Raw genomic sequence first — 19355 nt, 5'->3', positions numbered from 1 at the left:
CAGACATCGGCAGGGCACGTGAACGCCGGTGTCTTTTTTTGTTGAAAAACAAAAATAAAACACCAATAATTTATTTTATAATAAAATTTTATTTCAAAAACTGTTGACCATGATAACATTTAGGTCTAAGATGGATATATAAGCAAGTTATACAAAACAGGATAGGAGGATGGCTATGGATGAGTATCTGGCGGGTCTAACGACAGAAGAAATCAATCCAGAGACATTAGTGATAGACGAGTGCACAACCGATCAGATGCTGCGCCTCATGAATGAGCAAGATTCGAAAGTTCCGCAAGCGGTTGCAGCAGAGATTCCGCAAATTGCAAAAGCGGTCGACACCCTGCACAATGCGCTCAAAAATGGCGGTAGAATGTTCTATGTCGGGGCTGGATCTTCCGGCAGACTCGGCGTCCTCGACGCTTCAGAATGTCCACCCACTTTCGGAACTGACCCTTCGCTAGTGCAAGGACATATCGCTGGGGGAGACACTGCACTGAGATGGGCCGTTGAAGGCTGCGAGGATGATGCAGAGGAGGGGATGGCATTAATCGAGAGATGCGGCGTGACGGACAAGGATGCGGTTGTTGGCATTACAGCGAGCGGAAGCGCACAATTCGTAATCGGTGCCTTGAGAAAGGCGCGGGAAATTGGAGCGGCAACCATCGGCGTAGTGAATAACAAGCAATCCAAAATAGAGAGCGTCTGCGATGTATGCATCTCACCTGTTGTAGGACCGGAAGTCATTATGGGATCGACAAGATTGAAAGCGGGTACAGCCCAGAAGTTGGTACTGAATATGCTGACAACTTGCACGATGGTTAAACTTGGGAAGACCTATAATAACTTGATGGTTGACTTGAAAGCGAGTAATATCAAGTTGCGCGACCGTTCAGTTCGGATTATCCAGGCGGTTACAGGCGTTGATGCGAAGACTGCGACTAGCTATTTAGAAAGCGCTTCCATGAACTGCAAGCTAGCCATCATGATGATCAAGACAGGACTTGACGCAGCTGAAGCGGAACGGGCATTAGAGCAAAGTGAAGGTAGTTTGAAAAAAGCAATTGGCACGTTTACAAAAGCGGTATAGAAATCATTCGATATCCTTGAGGGGGGCTTTATCAATGAGAAAAAAAATGCGTGTATTGGCGTCCATCTGTGCTTTTACCTTGGCAATTTCCTTGCTGTCGGCTTGCGGAAGTTCCAATGATGCAAAATCCGGAGAACAGGCGAACGGAGGCAAAGGTGGAAAAGATACAATTACAGCTTTGTTGCCACCAGTATCCGGTAAGTTCCAAGATAACTTCAAGCAAATGGAGAAGGAATTTAGCGAGTTGTACCCTGACCTGACGCTGAAGATTGAGCCAGCAAGCTGGGAAGATGTGACGCAGAAGCTTGATACACAAGTTAACGCGGGCAGCCCGCCAGATATTGCATTCATCGGTTCCACAGGTATTCCAAAATACATTCAACAAGGTATGTTGATGGATATCTCGGATACAGCTACACCAGAGATGATTGCTGACTATGACAAAATTCCACTTGAATACATGAAGAACGGCAACGGACTTTACGGCTTCCCGGCATACATGGAAGTACATGCGTTGGGCGGTAACAGAGAGTTCTTGGAGAAGGCAGGAATCGACTGGAAGAAAGTTCAGCAAGAAGGCTGGACATTTGACGAATTCCGCGAAGCTGTGAAGAAGGGCGTCGTGAAGGAAGGCGACAAAACTTCCCGTTATGGATTCGTATTTGCAACAGCAGGTGTAGCTTCCAAGGATTACTTGGGTATTCTGGTTAAGAATGCTGGCATGCCTGATCCATTCGATAAGGATTTGAAATATGCGTACACAAGCAAAAACTTCTTGGAAGTACTGAAGGATATTCGCACACTTATTGATGATGGCTCCATGCCGAAAGAACTCAGCTCTGTTGACGCTGGTAAGCGTTGGAACATGTTCTTGACAGGGCAAACGATGATTACAGGTAAAGGCCTTGCAACTTTCGAAAATAACGCGAACGAAAACAACGAAAAAATCGCGAAAAAAGATGGCAGCGAAGTGAAAGGCAGCATCCCGGTTCAATATACGGTTCTTCCAGTTCCAACCTTCTTGGGGCAAGAACAGAAATCTACTGTTGCAGTAGATGGTTATGTAACGTTCCGTGGTAAAAATGAACCAACGCCTGAGCATAAAGCGAACGTAGTAAAAGCTGCGTACTTCCTTGCAAGCGGTAAAGTTGCAGCAACGACGAACAATGATCTCTTTGCAGCACATATCACGGCATCAGCTAAGAAAGAAGCTGAAAAAATGCCAATTCAAAGAGACGAGTTCAATGAAAAGGCTGTACAAACATTGCTCAGCCATGCAGCGCCTGCACGTCCAGACATCCCATCAGATCTGGGTGCAAAAGCAATCAAAATGGAAACAGAAGTCATTGTCCCTAAACTTCAAGCTTTGATTGCCAATGAAATTACGCCGGAGAAAATGTTCGATGCTGTGAAAGAGGCAGCGATCTCGACATTCGGTGAAGACGGCATTGTGAAGGACTAAGAAGAAGTCAGCTTCGGATAGCCGTATGATTCGACGTACGGCTATCCGGAAATGTTTATGACATTGCGTATTGAAAGGGGTTTCACATTATGGCCCAATTAGCTAAGCCGTTGAAGAAACGGAAAATTAGAGGAGATTCTGGTTGGGGATATGCGTTTATCGCGGTTGCATTAGTGGTATTTGCAATCTTTACCGCATATCCGGTCGTAAGTGCCTTTATAATCAGTTTTCAGGATTATAAACCGCTAGGATCTACATGGGTAGGATTCGATAACTATATTTCTTCCTTTAAAGATCCGCTCTTTTGGAAGTCAATTAAGAATACGGTTGTGTATACGGTACTCACGGTTCCTGTTGCATTGATGATCTCGTTTGCGGTTGCTATTCTCATCTTGCCGCTCAGCAAGAAGCTGCAGACGACGTTCAAGGCCGTATACTATTTGCCAGCTGTTGCATCAGGTGTTGCGATGTCCGTTGTGTGGCTGTGGATCTTCGATCCAATGGAATCCGGGATTATGAACCAGCTGTTAGGCCTGTTCGGCATCAGCAATCTGAACTGGCTCGGCTCAAGCGCGACTTCAATGTTCTCCTTGGTTCTGATGTCCTGGCTGGCAAGCCATGGTACAAGCATCATTATTTATTTGGCAGCATTGCTCGGTATTGATGATAGTTATTATGAGGCAGCAGAATTGGATGGCGCTTCTTTCCTGAAGAAGCTGTGGTACATTGTCATTCCTTGCTTAAAGCCAACAACGTTGTTCTTGTTGGTAACCGGTGTTATCGGCTCTTTCCAAGTATTCCAGAACGCTTATCTGATGACAGGCGGCGGCCCAGACAACTCGACAACAATGGTCGGATTGCTCATCTTTGACAACGCATTCAAATACTTTGAATTCGGTAAAGCTGCAGCGCAATCTCTCGTGTTGGCTGGAATTATCGCTATTATATCGTTCGCTCAGTTCAAATTTATGGGTAAAGACGTGGAGTACTAAGGAAAGGGGAGAAGCCAACGATGTCACTTTACAATCCGCATAATGGAAATCCGGCGGCTAAACATACGAGAAACGCTGCCATCATATTCATACTTTTACTATTTGCTTTGGCAACGATCTTCCCTATTTATTTTATGCTTATTTCTTCCTTTGGGGATCCCGTCGAAGCTGGGGCGATGAGCTATTCGCTCTTCCCATCCAAAATATCTTTTGAATCGTATAAGTTCTTCTTTGATTACAGTGAATACTCACTGCGTTGGTTATTGAACTCATTATTTGTGGCGGCTGTTGTTACGGTATCAAACGTGTTCTTTGCAAGTATGGCTGGCTATGCCTTCTCCAAAATTAAGTTCAAAGGCAGAACAGCATTGTTTACATTGCTTCTCGTTGCGATGATGATTCCGTATCAGGTAACACAAGTGCCGTTGTACATCTTAATCGTTAACATTTTCCAAATTCAAAATACGTACAGCGCTTTGATTTTACCTGGTCTCGTTACTGTATATAATATCTTCCTTTCGAAGCAGTTCATGAGCAGTATTCCGAATGAGGTACTGGAATGTGCAAAGATTGAAGGCTGCAACCAGTTCCAAGTGTATTTCAAGATCATTTTGCCTTTGTCTAAAACAGTACTCGCGGTAATGGCGATCCTGACGTTTATGGATAGCTGGAATACGTTCTTCTGGCCATTCTTGGTTACCAATACAATGGATATGCAGACGATTCAGGTAGGCCTCAAAAACTTCAGATTTGCCAACACGACTTACTTTGCGCCGATGATGGCAGGGGCTACAATCTCAGCGTTGCCTATGTTTATTCTCTTCTTCAGCTTGCAGAAGTACTTCTTGCAAGGTGTAACTGTAGGTGCGGTGAAAGGCTAATAGTCCTGCAATCTAATCCTGAACCTTCATCGCTGCGATGAAGGTTTAATGTTTAATTGGAGGTCCTGCGATGCTTATCACATGGGACAACAAATATCGAGAAGACGTTATCGCATTATGGAATGAAGAGGCAGTTCGCGATGGATATAAAGAGCTTACCGTAGAGAGCTTCCATGACATATTTCAATCTAACCCATACTTCGATTCGGAGAACACATTCGTTCTACTTGATGATGAAGGCGGTGTGCAGGGCTTCGCTTGCGGCTGTACAGGAAATGATCTGCCGCTAGGTCACGATGCTGGCTATATTACGTGCATTATCTTGTCTCGGAATTACCGTACAGACGAGTACTATACACAAATGCTGGATGCAGTTGAGGGGCGTTTCCGTGAGCTTGGGAAGAAGCAGGCAGATATCCTGTTCTTCAATCCAATGATGCTCCCTTGGTATATTCCGAATACACCGCAGCATGAGCATAACAATGCGCCTGGAGTGCCTGTCGGAAGTGAACTCTATCATTACCTGCTGCAGGAGGGCTACCTCGAGCGGGCGGTTCAACAAGCGATGTATCTGCCATTGGCTAGCTTCGAAGTTCCGGAGCAGATCACGAGCAAAGAATTAGCAGCGGCAGCAGATGGCTACGCGGTGGAATTGGTCGACCTTAATCGTCATCGTGGGATCGAGTCGATGCTAGAGGAACTACACAACCCATTTTGGACCAGGGAGATTAAGCAAGCAGCTGCTAACGGTGTTCCCGTAGTGATTGCAGCCTATCAAGGAGAAGCAGTTGGCTTCGCAGGGCCGGTCATTCGCCAGCAGAGTGGTAGGGGATATTTTGCAGGCATTGGCGTAAGCCCGCGACATGAGGGACATGGACTTGGAACCATTTTGTTTTTCAAGCTTTGCGAAGCATTTCGCAGCATGGGAACGGAATATATGTCGTTGTTCACAGGCAGTACCAACCCTGCGCTTCGCATTTACGAGAAGGCAGGTTTCCAGACAGTCAAATCATTTTCAATCATGAGGAAGGAGTTGTAGGTATGAGCGAGCAGCGTCGAACGATTCTAGCAATTGGTGGACATGTGGGGGATATGGAGCTGACGGCAGGCGGTGTATTGGCAAGCCACGCACTCAAGGGCGACCGTATTGTCACTTTGGCTTTGACAGCAGGAGAACGTGGGGTTCCAGCCGGACAAGATATGGCGGAATATCGCGAGCAGAAGGTGAACGAAGCGAAGGCATTCGCGGAAATGCTCGACGGTGAAGCGATCGTATTCGAAATTCCAGACGGTGAACTGAAGGATAATGAAGAAATGCGCTTGAGAGTTTGCGATGTCATTCGTCAGGTGCGTCCGAACATCATTATTACGCATTTCAAAAACAGCATGCACAAGGATCATATGACGACCCATCGCATTGTCAATGATGCACGCTTCTTCGCAGGGCTGGCATCGTTCGAGCGGGAGCTCCCTGCATTCTTCGCTTCTACTCTCTATTATGCGGAAAATTGGGAGGATGCAGTCGACTATAAGCCTTACGTGTACGTGGACTTCTCGCAAGAAGCTTACGATCTGTGGGTGAAGGCAGTGTCCTTGCATTGGTTCGTAACGGGCAGCAAGTCATTCCCATATCTCGAATACTACAAGCACCTGGCTCGGGTCCGCGGTATTGAGGCACGGAAGCAATATGCGGAAACATTCATGGTTCCGGCAGAGACGATGTGTGTTCGAAAATCAGAATTGTAAAATTGGCAAGTGAACGTGCACTTAGAGGGAGGCACCTATGATCCGCAACGGTATTGATTGTATTGGAGAATATACAGAGCTATTCAAAGGCAAGCGAATTGGTCTCATTACATCGCCGACTGGATTGAACAATCAATTCGAATCGACGATTCAAATTATGCATGACAACTTCAATCTTGTAGCGATGTTCTCGCCGGAGCATGGCGTTCGTGGCGACTTAGCTGCAGGGGCACAGGTTGAGACTTACACCGATCCATTTACAGGCGTTCCGGTATACAGCTTGTATCGCAAGGATTCCAAGCGACTCAGTCAAGAAATGCTGGATGAAGTGGACATGGTTGTATACGACATCCAGGATGTAGGTGCACGCTATTATACGTTTATTTATACAATGCTGTACGCGCTGGAAGATTGCGCGAAGGCAGGCAAGGAATTCGTTGTTCTGGATCGGATTAATCCACTTGATGGCACGACGGTTGAAGGGAATATCTTAAAACCAGGCTATCAATCCTTCGTCGGCAACTATCCATTAGCGGTACGGTATGGTTTGACCGCAGGAGAGGTCGCTCTTATGGCGAACGAACAAATGGGTTGGAACTGCAAGCTTCATGTCGTTCGTTGTGACGGTTGGGAGCGGTCGATGCAGTTCACGGATACGGGGCGTCCTTGGGTTATGCCGTCTCTGGGATTACCACGTTATGATTCAGCACTGTTGTACCCGGGGACTTGTGTATTCGAGGGAACGAATATATCAGAAGGCAGAGGAACGACAGCACCATTCGAAATGATCGGTGCACCGTTCATTGAGGCAGAGAAGCTGGCAGACGAGATGAATCGTCAGAAGCTGCCGGGCATTATATTCCGTCCAGTATACTTCAAGCCATCCTTCTCGAAGTTCGAAGGAGAGCAATGCGGCGGGGTGCAGATCCATGTGCTCGACAATCGCGCGGTGCAGCCGTTTGAAGCGGGAGTTAAGCTTATGTTCACTATTAAGCGCAATTATGAGCAGTTCACCTTCTTGCCGCCAGTGAAGGAGAATTCCAGACCGTTCATCGATTTGCTCTGCGGAGACAAGTTGTATCGTGAGGAATCTCTTGATGTAGAAGCGATGCTGGAGCAATTCCGTGAAGAGAGCAGAGAATTCAGTGCCATGAAGCAGCAGTATCATTTGTATAAATAGAGAACTGCCTTTACAAGGAAGATGAAGGATGTGAGCTTACGTTGACATACGTAGCGGGCTTAGACGGCGGCGGTACGAAGACGGCAGTAAATATAGCGGACGAACATGGAGCAGCCGTGCATACCTTCACATCTGGAGCCATTAATATCAATGGTCAGGATGAAGCGAGTGTGCGCGCAAGCTTGCAAGAAATAGTTGAGACGATCGCCAGCGTATGCGGCGGGCTGGGCAACTGTGCGCAGGTGTGCATTGGTGCAGCCGGAGTCAGCAACCCGACAGTCGTAACACGGCTGGAAGCCATTGTTCGCGATTGCGGATATGAAGGTGGGCTAATCATTACCGGTGATCAAGAGACAGCCTTGTACGGCGCCCATGATCGTGAATATGGCATTATTCTTATTGCAGGTACGGGATCCATTTGCTATGGGAGAAATGAAGTAGGCCAGTCCCATCGCGCAGGCGGCTACGGCCATCTCATCGATGATGAGGGCAGTGGTTATAGCATTGGGCGTGACTTGTTGTCCATCGTTGTACGGGCACATGATGGACGCATGCCGGCAACGCCAATTACAGATATGGTTATGGAACAGCTGGGGATTGAGTCTACGCAGCAATTGATTCGATTCGTATACGACAAGCAGACGAATAAGAAGGATATTGCAGCTCTTGCTCCGATATTATCGCGGGCATGTGAGCTTGGCGATTCTGCGGCTCTGGAGATTGCTCACAAGGCGGCAAGTTCTCTCTGTGAACTTGTTATCCCGGTTGTAGAGAAGCTGTCTCTGCAGTCAGGAACGGTTGCTATGGCAGGAAGCGTGCTGCTGAAGAACAGCAATGTGCGGGATGCCTTCATAGCCATGCTCAAAGAACACTATCCCAATATGGACTGCATTACACCGAAGAAAGATGCTGCGCATGGCGCAGTCATCATGGCATTAGCTAAGCTTGCAGCCTGCTCCTAGGAGGGTGAGCTTATTAGAAAAACATATGTAATCAATTTTCAAGATCGCGGTGGATCGTATCTTCTATGAAGAGCAGATACGAGTCGGCCGCGATTTTTATTTTGGCAAGAAAGTAATGTTTACGTAAGAAATAAGAAACTGTTGTATCAATCATAACGAATGGATTGGTTGAACACAGGGGAGATACGCGTGCTAATTGGGGTATCTTCACAGGGGTGCTCGCTGTCATTTCCGGAATTGGTGCCTTGATTACTAGGAAGCGATCGTCGGAGAGTTTGGAATATAATAACTGCGGCAATGGGTGGAACCCAGTACAATATGTAATAAGGATAAGCCTGTTCAACATCATGAGTGGCAGCAAGTAGGACAAGGCTGCATTGATGCTAAAGAGGAGTGTACATCCATGGTTCACACAAAGAAGGCAACAGAGCTCTTGTTAGGCTTAGATACACTAATTGTAGAGCAATTGGAGATATGGAAAGTACCCGGTCTATCGCTCGCCATTGTGAAGGACGGAGAGATAATCTTGGCGGAAGGATTCAGTTATCGGGATGTGGAACGCAAGCTACCTGTTACACCAAATACGATGTTTGCCATTGGCTCTTGTTCGAAAGCATTTACTGCAATGGTAGCCGCTCAGCTTGTAGATGATGAGAAGCTTGAATGGGATACACCTGTGCGCACGTATCTCCCTGACTTTGATATGTACGATTCGATGGCATCGGAGCGAATTACGATGCGAGACATGTTGTGTCATCGTACCGGTTTGCCGCGGCATGATAATATGTGGTACGGCTCTTTCTTGACTCGCGAGGAGATAATCAAGCGAATCAAATACCTCGAACCTAATGTCGATTTCAGGTCAACTTGGCAGTATAACAATATTATGTATACGGCTGCTGGATATATAGCAGGGCATGTAGCGGAGTGTACTTGGGAACAGCTTGTTCAAGAGCGAATATTCGAACCGCTGGAAATGAAGGAGAGCGGCTTTTCCGTGAATGAGTTGAAGTTGCATGATAATGCGGGAGTTCCCTACATCGAACAGGAGGGGCAGCTTCGAGAAGTTGAGTATCGCAATTTCGATGCGATTGGACCTGCTGGTTCTATTAATAGTACAGTCATGGACATGAGTAATTGGTTGATTGCTAATCTTGAAAATGGAGCTTTCAAAGGGAAGCGTATTATTTCAGAGAAGAATCTTGTGACCTTACATTCTCCACAAATGTCTTGCCCACCCATGTTGCTCGGAAAGAAGGAGTTTCCATTAAGCTGTTATGGATTGGGTTGGGGATTCGAATCATATCGTGGATACCGCATGCTTCAGCATGGGGGTGGCATCGACGGATTTACTTCGCACATCTCTTTCCTACCCGATGAAAGGATCGGCATTGTTCTGCTGACGAACAGACAAGGTACCATGCTTCCTACATCTTTAGCATTGACTGTCTATGATAGGCTTTTGAATCTTGATCCTATTGAATGGTGCGAACAACTCCGTGGGGATATTCAGAAATGGGAAGCACAACGAAAACAAATGGCAGCCGAAAGCGCTGCATCAAGAGGAGAGGCCGTGTTGGTTTCTTCAACCACACTCCAGAGGTATGAAGGACACTATGAGCATCCGGGATATGGAATCGTAAAGGTTCAAGTCGTTGAGAATGGACTTCAGGCTGTTTCTCATGTCGGTTGTTTTCGAATGAGTAAGACTGGGAAGCATGTATTCACGATACATTCAGAAATATTAGGGGTAACAGCGAATATAAAATTTGCTGCCGACGAGGAAGGGAATATAATTCTGCTAAGTGCTCCGCTCAATACAGAACCCGGTGCAAAAGATATTACATTCAGACGAACAAAAAACTCAGCGGTTACATAAACGAAGGAGCTGTCCGACATGGATGATACCCATCATGCTGGACAGCTCCTTTCTTATTGGGAAGTTTACCGATTCCCTCTACGAGTGCCATGGAATAAGATGCCCATTGATATTCTTGCACACCATAGTGACACGGCGGTAAACAGTAGCGCCCACACGATGGATGGTATATAGGTAACATGACTAAGATTGGCAGCATCTCCTGCTCCATTAGGCATTTTCATTGACAAGTAGACAAGGTATGCGGAACTTATGACCGATTCCACGAGACAAATGAACGCAATTAGTAAATAGTAGCCGCTCCGAAGCCACGGAGGTGCGAACTTCCAGATGAGGCATGTCAGTATGACGAAGCCAGCACACCACATCATGCCGTACCCATTGCGGACAAATAGAATTAAGCTGATGAGCGCTAAGGACGCGATAGCGATCAGTCCAGCGGCTTCTTGCTTGCGAGCATGCAAATAGAACAGCAATACAGCAAATAACGAAGCGCCGATGTATCCAGCAAGAGAGATCGGAATGGCCTTCCACGTCGACGTATAGGCAGAATAAGTAACGCCGCTCTGATTACTGAATAAATGAATGTACATCACTTTGCCTGAGAGTACAAGGGTCATAAGGGCATGAGACAGCTCGTGAATTAACGTGTCCACATTGCGGAAGAAGCTCGAGAACGGGATGAACCGCGTCAAGCAAGCGGTAGCTACAATAAATAAGATAACTTTTGTCCAAGATCGTATGTCAATCACTACTCCCTGAATCTGCAATCGATCCAATGATATTCTTATCTTGATTCCCTCTCATGATATTCGACGCTAATTTGTGTATTCCTTGAACCGGAGGGTGTAAATTTCACAAAGATAACTTGTCACGCTTGTCATGCTAGTCTGCATAATCGTCCAAGTTCCTACATAGACATGTTATCAGTGATGAGGAGTACACCGAATCGAAGAATATTGATGTCAGAGGGGATGATCTCATGCGTCGGATCACATGGGTGTTGGCCATCGTGATGAGCGTAGCAATCCTAGTAGCTGGATGCGGCAAAAAGGATGCGACCGCGGTGGTTCAAGATCTGGACAAGGTAATGAGTAAATTGGAAAGCTACGCAGGCATCGGCACGATGACGCTGCACTCGGGTCAGCAGCCGCTTGAATACCGGGTTGAGGTATGGTATCAGAACCCGTCGTACTACCGGATTGAGCTGAAGAATGAGAAGAAGGATATTACGCAAATTGTGCTTCGCAACAAGGAAGGCGTCTTCGTCCTGACACCAAGCTTGAATAAAATCTTCCGCTTCCAGAGTGATTGGCCAGAGAACCAAGGCCAAGTGTACTTGTATCAAACGTTAGTACGCAGCATCCTGTCTGACAATGCTCGCCAGTTCACAGCAGATGGTGAAGACTATGTATTTGAAGTGGCGGCTAATTATCAGACTGACTCTTTGGTTCGTCAGAAAATATGGTTGAACAAGGATAGCTATGCACCGAAGCAAGTACAAGTGAGTGATTCAGATTCCAAGGTCATTGTGGAAATGAAGTTCAATCAATTCGACTTCGGCAAGAAGTTCGAGCAGGATTCCTTCGATATGCAGCGCAATATGACGAGCATGAAGAACGCCGCGCTTCCAAACACGACTGTCGAGGTAAATAAGCTTCCAACAGGCGAAACGAAGGAAACGAATGCTCAAGTTGACAATTCGGAGCATCCAGACAGCACCGAGCCATCATCGGGTACGACAGAAGGAACAGGTTCGGAGACAACAGGCTCTGATGCTGGAGCAAATGATCGCAGCAATGATGAGGCTGAGCTTGGGCCATTTGGAATTATTGAGCCATCCTACTTGCCAGAGGGGGTAGCGAAGAAGGATGAGCCAGCAATTCCAGACAGCAAGGAGCATGCTGTAGTGATTCGATATACAGGAACGTATAACTTCACCCTTATGGAATCCCGTCCGAAAGATATGGAGACAGGGCTGCCGATTGGGGAAGGCTTGAATCTTGGCTTTACGGTCGGACAGTTGTCGGGCGAGGAGCAAAAGGCGCTCACCTGGATGTATGATGGTGTCAAATATCGCATCGTCAGCTCAGATCTCCCGACCGCTGAGATGGTGAAGATTGCACAATCATTAGTCGACCAGCCAGGAAAATAAGATAGAGTATCTAACTTACGCGGTCCGTATTCATGTACATGAAATTCGGGCCGCGTTTATGCGTATCTCAAGAGAGGAAACGGGAGATTCTGACTAGCTATGTGGTTATTTCCTTAGAAAAGGGTGGTAAACACGGTCTCCGTTGGTTGACAGTCTTCCTGACGGCAAGTAACATAGGATATTGACGATTGAACGGGAGAGACGAGGAGACGGTGAAGGTGGTTGACTTGGATACGTATTTTCGCCCGACGCGCGCAGAGATTTCTTTAGATGCATTGCGCCGGAACTTGCAAGCATTTCGCAGCTCAATGTCAGCTTCGACGAAGCTAAGTGTATGTGTAAAGGCGAATGCATATGGACATGGTGCGATAGAAGTGTCTCGCGCCGCAGAACAATTTGGTGTTGATTATTTGAATGTAGCGTTCTTGGAGGAAGCGATCCAGCTTCGCAAGGCAGGCATCCATACGCCAATATTGATACTTGGATATACGCCGCCAGAAGCAATAGAAGCGGCATTTCGATATGATATAACATTGAATATATTTTCAGAAGAATGTGTGCAGGCCTTAGAGCAGCAGGCTTCTCAATGGTCTGCCAATCACGCCGGTCGCATATTGAAGGTTCATGTCAAGATTGATTCGGGTATGGGACGCCTTGGGATTCGCAGTCCAGAGGATGCGGTGCGTACGATTAACCGGTTAAGATCGATTCAAGGAGTCGAGGTAGAGGGGCTGTTCACTCACTTCGCGACAGCTGATGAGGCGGATAAGTCGTATGCGCAAGTGCAGCGTGATCGTTTCCTAACGGTTGTTGATGTCCTGAAGGAACACGGGATTACGATCCCGATCGTCCATACCAGCAACAGTGCGGCCACGATCGACATGCCGAGTTGGAGCGATCAAATGGTGCGTGTTGGTATCAGTCTGTATGGACTGTATCCATCCGCTGAAGTCAATCAGCAGAGCATTGCACTAGAGCCAGTTCTTAGCTTAAAGAGTGCGGTTAGCCACAGCAAGCCGCTTCCTGCAAATGAGGGCGTTAGCTATGGGGTCAATTACCATACAGGAGATGGTGAATGGATAGCTACGATGCCGGTAGGCTACGCAGACGGCTATTCACGCTTGCTGCAGCGTAAAGCCTCGATGCTCATTCGAGGGCAACGTGTACCGGTAGTAGGGACTATTTGTATGGATCAGTGCATGCTGTCTTTGCTGCCATTAGGCGAGGCTGCCAGCACTATTGGACCAGGTGAGGAAGTTGTGCTCATTGGCCGTCAAGGCGAGGAATGCATAACGGCAGCCGAGGTAGCAGAATGGTTAGGCACGATACATTATGAGGTCACATGCATGATCGCGAATCGTGTACCGCGCGTATATATCGACAACGGGCAAGTCGTGAAGGTGTCGAATCCGCTCCTTCTGGGATAAATACTGCAGGTTGCAGTGCCGCGCATCTGATGATTCGGCATATGGAACCATTTACCGCGAAACTTTTTGCGGAACTTGAAGGATTTTGGTGTCCCAAGGGCGAATGAAATGGAGAGGCTCAGTGGGGATGTTGTTGAGACGAACTTGTTGGTGATGCAACATACTTCGTCTGCATTGGGCATATATATTCTTTTGTATAAATTTTCTACGGAATCGACATAATGGTAACTAGGCAGGAAAGGTTTTGGGGGTGCGAGGACAGGTGGCAAATATTCAGAACACCAAACGGATCATGATCAGCTTGCCCGACCAATTATTACAAGAAGTGGACGGCATCGTCGCTATGGAGAAATCCAATCGGAGTGAATTTATCCGACAAGCGATGAAATTATATTTGAACGAGCGCAAGAAACGGCACATTCGTGAATCGATGCAGCGTGGCTATATGGAAATGGCTAAAATCAATCTCACAATGGCATCGGAGGCTTTTTATGCGGAAGAAGATGCGGATGGCACTCTCGGCCGTTTGGTTAGCGGGGTGTAAACATTGATTGTGAAGCGCGGCGACGTATTTTTTGCGGATTTATCGCCCGTCGTTGGTTCGGAACAGGGAGGGGTTCGACCTGTCCTCGTCATACAGAACGATATTGGCAACCGATTCAGTCCAACGGTGATCGTTGCGGCGATTACAGCCCAGATCCAGAAGGCGAAATTGCCGACCCATGTCGAAATCGATGCGGAAACCCACGGCTTTGATCGTGATTCGGTCATATTGCTGGAACAGATTCGTACGATCGATAAGCAGCGTTTGACGGATAAGATAACGCACTTGGATGAGGAAACGATGCGCAAGGTTGATGAAGGCTTGCAAATTAGTGTGGGCTTGATCGACTTCTAGATACGATATTGAGAATGAGAAGAACGGGGATTGCCTCGTTCTTTTTTGCTATGAGCAGAAATAGGGATACAGCTATATCCCTCTGTGAATCGGATCATAACGATTTGTGACCTTTGCGCTGGAAAATAAGGCTCAATTTTGCGAAAATAGAGAGAGCATAATGATCAGGCATCAATCTAAGAAACCGTAAATGTCGGACAAGTGCCGGCGATACCTAATATCTCGAATTCTTCGATGAGGGTTCGGGTTGCAGAGAGGATGTAACGAATGGCAGGACAAGAATCCGTTATCGATATGACAGCATTGGAACCCTTGCTAGAACAGATGGCTGCGGAACAGCCAAAACGACTGCGCAAGCAGCTTATAAGCGAATTATCACTGAATCCGAAGCAGGTAGATGCAACTATCAGCTTATTGGATGAGGGCAATACGATTCCATTTATTGCGCGATATCGTAAGGAAATGACTGGAGAGCTGGATGAGAACCAGTTGCGCGCACTCGAAGAGCGGCTCTCTTATGTACGTGGGCTGGAGGATCGCAAGCGTGAGGTGCTTCGTCTGATTGCAGAGCAGGGCAAGCTGACAGCGGGTCTGCAGCAAGCAGTTGTAGAAGCTTCGAAGCTGCAAGAGGTAGAGGATTTGTACCGTCCTTATCGCCAGAAGCGGAAGACGCGGGCAAGCGTGGCGAAGGAACGGGGGCTTGAGCCGCTGGCGAACTGGATCCTGACGTTCCCGAAGCAAGGCAGCGCGTTAGCGGAAGCCGCTTCATACGTAAATGAAGAAGTGGGCGTTGCAACCGCTGAGGATGCGGTGCAGGGTGCGCTTGATATTATAGCGGAGATGGTGGGCGATGAGCCTGCTATACGTGCCTGGGTTCGTAAGTTTACATTTGATCAGGGCATAATTCGTACCGAAGCGAAGGATAAAGAGCAGGAATCGGTATATGAGATGTACTATGCGTACACGGAACCGGTTCGCAGGCTGCCTTCTCATCGGATATTGGCGATTAACCGCGGTGAGCGTGAGGACATTCTGAAAGTTGCGTTAGATGTGCCTGTAGAACAGGTACATGCTTATATGGAGCGGAAAGTGATCCAACGCGACTCTGTCGTCACTTCCTTATTGAAGGCGACGATTGAAGATGCATATAAGCGATTAATTGCACCGTCGATTGAGCGGGATGTACGCAATGAGCTAACTGACAAGGCTGAGGAGCAAGCAATCCAAGTATTCGCACAGAACTTGCGAAGTCTTCTATTACAGCCGCCAGTAAAGGGGAAGACCGTATTAGGTGTCGACCCCGCTTTCCGGACAGGCTGCAAGCTGTGCGTGGTCGATGATACAGGCAAGCTGCTGGAGGTAGCAGTAACGTATCCAACAGCCCCTCACCATAAGGTGGCAGAGGCTGAGCAGACGTTCAGCAGACTCGCAGACAAGTATGGGGTTGAGTTGGTCGTAATCGGCAACGGAACCGCTTCTCGCGAGACCGAGCAATTTGTTGCAGATTGGTTGAAGTCCCGTCCAGGCGGTGGAGCTGGCATCCAATATGTAATCGTCAATGAGGCTGGCGCTAGTGTCTATTCGGCTTCTAAGCTAGCCCAAGAGGAGTTTCCTTCTCTGGATGTTGCAGAGCGCAGTGCAGTATCGATTGCTCGTCGGATGCAAGATCCATTAGCGGAGTTGGTTAAAATTGAACCTAAGGCTATTGGAGTTGGCCAGTATCAGCATGATGTGGCTCCTAAGCGGCTGGAGGAGAGCTTGGGCGCCGTTGTGGAATCGGCAGTTAACCATGTTGGTGTAGATTTGAACACGGCTTCTCCGTCCTTGTTGTCTTATGTATCAGGCATCAATGCAACCTTGGCTAAGAACATCGTGAAGTACAGGGAAGAGAACGGGAAATTTACGGTTCGCAAACAGCTGCAGAAGGTGCCGCGTCTGGGGCCGAAGGCATTTGAGCAATGTGTAGGATTTCTCCGTATTCCAGATGGAGATCTTCCACTTGATAAGACGCCGATTCACCCAGAGTCGTATGGAGTTGTTGATCGGCTGTTCGCGCTCATGGGACTTCGTACGGAGGATATTGGGACAGCTGCGTTAACACAGGCACTTAGCGGGGCGAATATAAATGAGCTGGCTGAGAAGTTAGAGGTAGGTACACCTACACTGAAGGATATTATCGACAGCTTGCTGCGTCCGGGTCGCGACCCGCGCGAGGAGTTGGCGCCGCCTATTTTCCGTACAGATGTCCTCCAAATCGAGGACTTGAAACCTGGTATGGAGCTGAAGGGAACGGTTCGCAACGTAATTGACTTCGGTGCATTTGTTGATATCGGCATTAAGAATGACGGCCTCGTGCATATTTCTCAGCTTAGCGACCGTTTTGTGAAGCATCCGCTTGATGTTGTCTCTGTTGGTGATAATGTAACGGTATGGGTACTGCAAGTGGATATGAAGAAGGGCCGGGTCGGTCTTACCATGAAGGCTCCGAAGTAAAGAGGGATAAAGCGATAGAACGAAAGCATTAAAACCATATATGTAATACATGCAATCGTAAAATATGAAACATGACGGTAGCATATTGCAGCATGACGAAAGTCCCCCGATGAGGAAGTCGGACGGTCTCACACCTTGTTAGGAGACGCCGTTCGTTCAATCGGGGGTTTTTGCCTATATGCGATGATGATCTACGGCCTGACTTTCTGCTTGTGCATGTTGCGCAGCGTACGGAGCCATTTACGTATGCGCACGCGGCTTCGAACGGTAAAAAAACCAACACTCATTTAATAGCTTAATTTGACGGCGATCCTTCTTATTGAAGGCGCGCATTAGCTGATTGCATAACCATTGCGGCATGAGTATCCCTCCTTCGGCGGGGACGAGAGAATCGTCGTTGTAACGCTATCATATGGGCGTTGGCCGCATTTGGTGCAGGTCCGCAATCGTCTCTGCAGGTATCTTTGCAAGCATTTCTGCAAGTATCTCTGCAAGTATCTCAAAGGAATTTATGCTTCATTCTTGTTGTTGTAGGGAACAACCTTTCCCGCTACAATGTAGGCATACCCTGAAAGCAACTTATCTCGAACAGGATTAGAAATAGCAGACTGAGACGATGAGGCAAAAGGGGGATGAAGATGTCAGATGAACAGCTGCAAGCATGGATCGAACATGTTTCGCTCCGTGATTTCGGGAAGTCTTTTCGGCATAAGGCACGTTATAATTCGCGGCTGAAGTCAACAGGAGGACGCTACTTGCTGCGCTCGCATGATATTGAAATCAATCCGAAGCAGCTGGAGCAGAATGGCCTGGAAGAAGTCGAACGTATTATTAAGCATGAGCTCTGTCATTACCATCTGCACTTGGAAGGGAAAGGGTACAAGCATCGGGATGCAGACTTCAGACAGCTGCTGCAAGCAGTTGGAGGGGCTAGATATTGCAAATCGCTGCCGGATGCTGCCCGCACCCGTCAAATGCCTTATCGATACCGCTTGGTATGTGTACAATGCGGACAAGCATATATGCGCAAACGCAAGGTGGATGTTCGTAAGTATGTATGTGGTCGTTGTCACGGAAAATTGAAGATGCTGCTAATGACCGAGCAGGTGGAGAACTAATGAACTGCCGTACGTACAGCAATAATGTTCATCATACAGCATTACTCGTACTCGTTGTGAACCAATTAAACGATAGCTGAGGGAGGTCTTGTCATGCCGAAATGTGAGGGAAAGGTTATTGCAATTACAGGTCCACGCAAAGCTGAGGAGATGTCATTGCTTGTTGCGAAGCAGGGAGGAATACCGCTTGTAAGGCCAACTCAAGGGACGATGTTCGAGCATTTTGACCATCTGGCTGCAGAAGTGGACAAGGTAATAGATAAACCTGTGCAGTGGGCTGTCTGGACGACAGGAATCGGGCTTGAGAAGCTGCTGGAGGCGGCGCGTGAAGCGGGGAGAGAAGAGGCACTGCTCGTGAAGCTGAAGCAGATACGGCATGCAGCACGAGGCTACAAAACCGTTAATGCATTGAAGCGGCTTGGCATCGTCCCGGATATTCGAGATGATGACGGCTCAACGCTTGGTCTGATAAGGGCTATGGCTTCTTATGATGCTGAACAATGGCGCGGCTCATTAGTAGCGCTGCAATTGCATGGGGATCCAGCCCCAACCCTGAACGCATTTCTTGCTGATGCAGGTGCGCAATCTATAGAGCTGATGCCTTACCGGCATACTCCGCCCGATGAAGCCGTACTGGAGCAGTTCACTTCAGAGCTGTTGTCGGGACAGATAGATGCAGTTGCCGTAACGGCTGCTCCACAGCTTCGGTTCCTATTTGCCTATGCGAAGGAAAGAGGGATGGCGGATAAGCTGCTCCAGATCTTCCAAGAGCGAACACTGCTTGCGGCGGTGGGCAAAGTTACAGCTGCAGCGGCGATAGATGAAGGGATAGAGCGGATGTTAGTTCCAGATGAGGAGCGAATGGGGGCGTTAATCGTTGCCTTGTCACGCTGGTTTGAAGCGAACTGATTGACTGCTTGTCTGCTATTGTACATTTATTTTTTGAAAAGTGTTGACACTCTATCGGATTCATGATAAATTAGTACTTGTCATTCCCTGATAGCTCAGTTGGTAGAGCACTCGACTGTTAATCGAGTTGTCACAGGTTCGAGTCCTGTTCGGGGAGCCATTT

18 protein-coding genes and 1 tRNA gene are annotated in these 19355 nt (G+C 47.7%); 17 read left to right on the top strand and 2 right to left on the bottom strand.

Going from position 1 to position 19355, the window contains the following annotated elements:
• Positions 1-175: 175 nt before the first annotated feature.
• The 9 genes from murQ (at position 176) to PBN151_RS01635 (ending at position 10192) form a co-directional block, all read left to right on the top strand.
• Positions 176-1090 carry an N-acetylmuramic acid 6-phosphate etherase gene (murQ, locus tag PBN151_RS01675; protein WP_072727389.1) on the top strand — a complete coding sequence of 305 codons (915 nt, stop codon included), beginning with the start codon at positions 176-178 and terminating at the stop codon, positions 1088-1090.
• A gap of 34 nt (positions 1091-1124) precedes the next feature.
• On the top strand, positions 1125-2552 hold the full coding sequence (locus tag PBN151_RS01670) for an ABC transporter substrate-binding protein (RefSeq protein WP_021254305.1): 1428 nt from the start codon (positions 1125-1127) through the stop codon (positions 2550-2552).
• Between the two features lie 89 nt (positions 2553-2641).
• Positions 2642-3544: a carbohydrate ABC transporter permease gene (locus tag PBN151_RS01665; RefSeq protein ID WP_072727388.1), complete on the top strand. Its 903-nt coding sequence runs from the start codon at positions 2642-2644 to the stop codon at positions 3542-3544.
• 20 nt (positions 3545-3564) lie between these two features.
• Positions 3565-4425 (top strand): carbohydrate ABC transporter permease, encoded by an 861-nt coding sequence (locus PBN151_RS01660; protein ID WP_021254303.1) that lies wholly within the window; start codon positions 3565-3567, stop codon positions 4423-4425.
• Between the two features lie 70 nt (positions 4426-4495).
• Complete coding sequence (locus PBN151_RS01655) at positions 4496-5464, top strand: GNAT family N-acetyltransferase (RefSeq protein WP_072727387.1); 969 nt, start codon at positions 4496-4498, stop codon at positions 5462-5464.
• A 2-nt stretch (positions 5465-5466) separates the two neighbouring features.
• Positions 5467-6171: a PIG-L deacetylase family protein gene (locus PBN151_RS01650; RefSeq protein WP_072727386.1), complete on the top strand. Its 705-nt coding sequence runs from the start codon at positions 5467-5469 to the stop codon at positions 6169-6171.
• Between the two features lie 37 nt (positions 6172-6208).
• A complete protein-coding gene (locus PBN151_RS01645) occupies positions 6209-7351 on the top strand; it encodes an exo-beta-N-acetylmuramidase NamZ family protein (protein ID WP_072727385.1) in 1143 nt (380 codons plus the stop codon).
• A gap of 41 nt (positions 7352-7392) precedes the next feature.
• A complete protein-coding gene (locus PBN151_RS01640; protein WP_072727384.1) occupies positions 7393-8313 on the top strand; it encodes an N-acetylglucosamine kinase in 921 nt (306 codons plus the stop codon).
• 403 nt (positions 8314-8716) lie between these two features.
• Positions 8717-10192 (top strand): serine hydrolase, encoded by a 1476-nt coding sequence (locus PBN151_RS01635; protein WP_072727383.1) that lies wholly within the window; start codon positions 8717-8719, stop codon positions 10190-10192.
• A gap of 65 nt (positions 10193-10257) precedes the next feature.
• Here the strand turns inward: PBN151_RS01635 and PBN151_RS01630 are convergent, their stop codons facing one another.
• The gene (locus PBN151_RS01630) at positions 10258-10971 is read right to left on the bottom strand and encodes a M50 family metallopeptidase (RefSeq protein ID WP_227774289.1); all 714 of its coding nucleotides are present in this window, start codon (positions 10969-10971) and stop codon (positions 10258-10260) included.
• A 203-nt stretch (positions 10972-11174) separates the two neighbouring features.
• Here PBN151_RS01630 and PBN151_RS01625 point away from each other — a divergent pair, with 203 nt between their 5' ends.
• From PBN151_RS01625 to PBN151_RS01605, 5 genes are all read left to right on the top strand, one after another.
• Entirely contained in the window at positions 11175-12347 is a 1173-nt protein-coding gene (locus PBN151_RS01625; protein WP_072727382.1) for a LolA family protein, read from the top strand.
• Positions 12348-12535: 188 nt separating this feature from the next.
• Positions 12536-13774 carry an alanine racemase gene (gene alr / locus PBN151_RS01620; RefSeq protein ID WP_315742717.1) on the top strand — a complete coding sequence of 413 codons (1239 nt, stop codon included), beginning with the start codon at positions 12536-12538 and terminating at the stop codon, positions 13772-13774.
• Positions 13775-14036: 262 nt separating this feature from the next.
• On the top strand, positions 14037-14318 hold the full coding sequence (locus PBN151_RS01615) for a CopG family ribbon-helix-helix protein (protein WP_019422582.1): 282 nt from the start codon (positions 14037-14039) through the stop codon (positions 14316-14318).
• A 3-nt stretch (positions 14319-14321) separates the two neighbouring features.
• Complete coding sequence (locus PBN151_RS01610) at positions 14322-14672, top strand: type II toxin-antitoxin system PemK/MazF family toxin (RefSeq protein WP_019422581.1); 351 nt, start codon at positions 14322-14324, stop codon at positions 14670-14672.
• A gap of 294 nt (positions 14673-14966) precedes the next feature.
• Complete coding sequence (locus tag PBN151_RS01605) at positions 14967-17165, top strand: Tex family protein (protein ID WP_370510393.1); 2199 nt, start codon at positions 14967-14969, stop codon at positions 17163-17165.
• A 240-nt stretch (positions 17166-17405) separates the two neighbouring features.
• Here PBN151_RS01605 and cmpA read toward each other — a convergent pair whose 3' ends face one another.
• Positions 17406-17525 carry a cortex morphogenetic protein CmpA gene (gene cmpA, locus PBN151_RS30565; RefSeq protein WP_021254410.1) on the bottom strand — a complete coding sequence of 40 codons (120 nt, stop codon included), beginning with the start codon at positions 17523-17525 and terminating at the stop codon, positions 17406-17408.
• A gap of 278 nt (positions 17526-17803) precedes the next feature.
• Between cmpA and PBN151_RS01600 the strand changes: the two genes are divergently transcribed.
• The 3 genes from PBN151_RS01600 to PBN151_RS01590 all read left to right on the top strand — a co-directional run bounded on the left by PBN151_RS01600 (position 17804) and on the right by PBN151_RS01590 (position 19352).
• A complete protein-coding gene (locus tag PBN151_RS01600; protein WP_072727380.1) occupies positions 17804-18283 on the top strand; it encodes a SprT family protein in 480 nt (159 codons plus the stop codon).
• A 93-nt stretch (positions 18284-18376) separates the two neighbouring features.
• Positions 18377-19192 (top strand): uroporphyrinogen-III synthase, encoded by an 816-nt coding sequence (locus PBN151_RS01595; protein WP_072727379.1) that lies wholly within the window; start codon positions 18377-18379, stop codon positions 19190-19192.
• An 84-nt stretch (positions 19193-19276) separates the two neighbouring features.
• A tRNA-Asn gene (locus tag PBN151_RS01590) sits at positions 19277-19352 on the top strand.
• The last annotated feature ends 3 nt before the right edge of the window (positions 19353-19355 follow it).

Origin of the sequence: Paenibacillus sp. NAIST15-1 (genome assembly GCF_001894745.1) — a bacterium.
GTDB classification, from domain to species: Bacteria; Bacillota; Bacilli; order Paenibacillales; family Paenibacillaceae; genus Paenibacillus_B; species Paenibacillus_B suaedae.
The sequence above is the reverse complement of the archived record's forward strand: the minus strand, read 5'-3'. Positions and strand labels throughout refer to the sequence as shown.

Excerpts from the sequence above, each read along its gene's own strand:
- PBN151_RS01660 (WP_021254303.1), top strand. The coding sequence starts at position 3,565 with ATGTCACTTTACAATCCGCATAATGGAAATCCGGCGGCTAAACATACG.
- PBN151_RS01650 (WP_072727386.1), top strand. The coding sequence starts at position 5,467 with ATGAGCGAGCAGCGTCGAACGATTCTAGCAATTGGTGGACATGTGGGG.
- PBN151_RS01600 (WP_072727380.1), top strand. The coding sequence starts at position 17,804 with ATGTCAGATGAACAGCTGCAAGCATGGATCGAACATGTTTCGCTCCGT.
- PBN151_RS01670 (WP_021254305.1), top strand. The coding sequence starts at position 1,125 with ATGAGAAAAAAAATGCGTGTATTGGCGTCCATCTGTGCTTTTACCTTG.
- PBN151_RS01635 (WP_072727383.1), top strand. The coding sequence starts at position 8,717 with ATGGTTCACACAAAGAAGGCAACAGAGCTCTTGTTAGGCTTAGATACA.
- murQ (WP_072727389.1), top strand. The coding sequence starts at position 176 with ATGGATGAGTATCTGGCGGGTCTAACGACAGAAGAAATCAATCCAGAG.
- PBN151_RS01665 (WP_072727388.1), top strand. The coding sequence starts at position 2,642 with ATGGCCCAATTAGCTAAGCCGTTGAAGAAACGGAAAATTAGAGGAGAT.
- cmpA (WP_021254410.1), bottom strand. The coding sequence starts at position 17,525 with ATGCCGCAATGGTTATGCAATCAGCTAATGCGCGCCTTCAATAAGAAG.
- PBN151_RS01605 (WP_370510393.1), top strand. The coding sequence starts at position 14,967 with ATGACAGCATTGGAACCCTTGCTAGAACAGATGGCTGCGGAACAGCCA.
- PBN151_RS01645 (WP_072727385.1), top strand. The coding sequence starts at position 6,209 with ATGATCCGCAACGGTATTGATTGTATTGGAGAATATACAGAGCTATTC.
- PBN151_RS01595 (WP_072727379.1), top strand. The coding sequence starts at position 18,377 with ATGCCGAAATGTGAGGGAAAGGTTATTGCAATTACAGGTCCACGCAAA.
- PBN151_RS01625 (WP_072727382.1), top strand. The coding sequence starts at position 11,175 with ATGCGTCGGATCACATGGGTGTTGGCCATCGTGATGAGCGTAGCAATC.
- PBN151_RS01655 (WP_072727387.1), top strand. The coding sequence starts at position 4,496 with ATGCTTATCACATGGGACAACAAATATCGAGAAGACGTTATCGCATTA.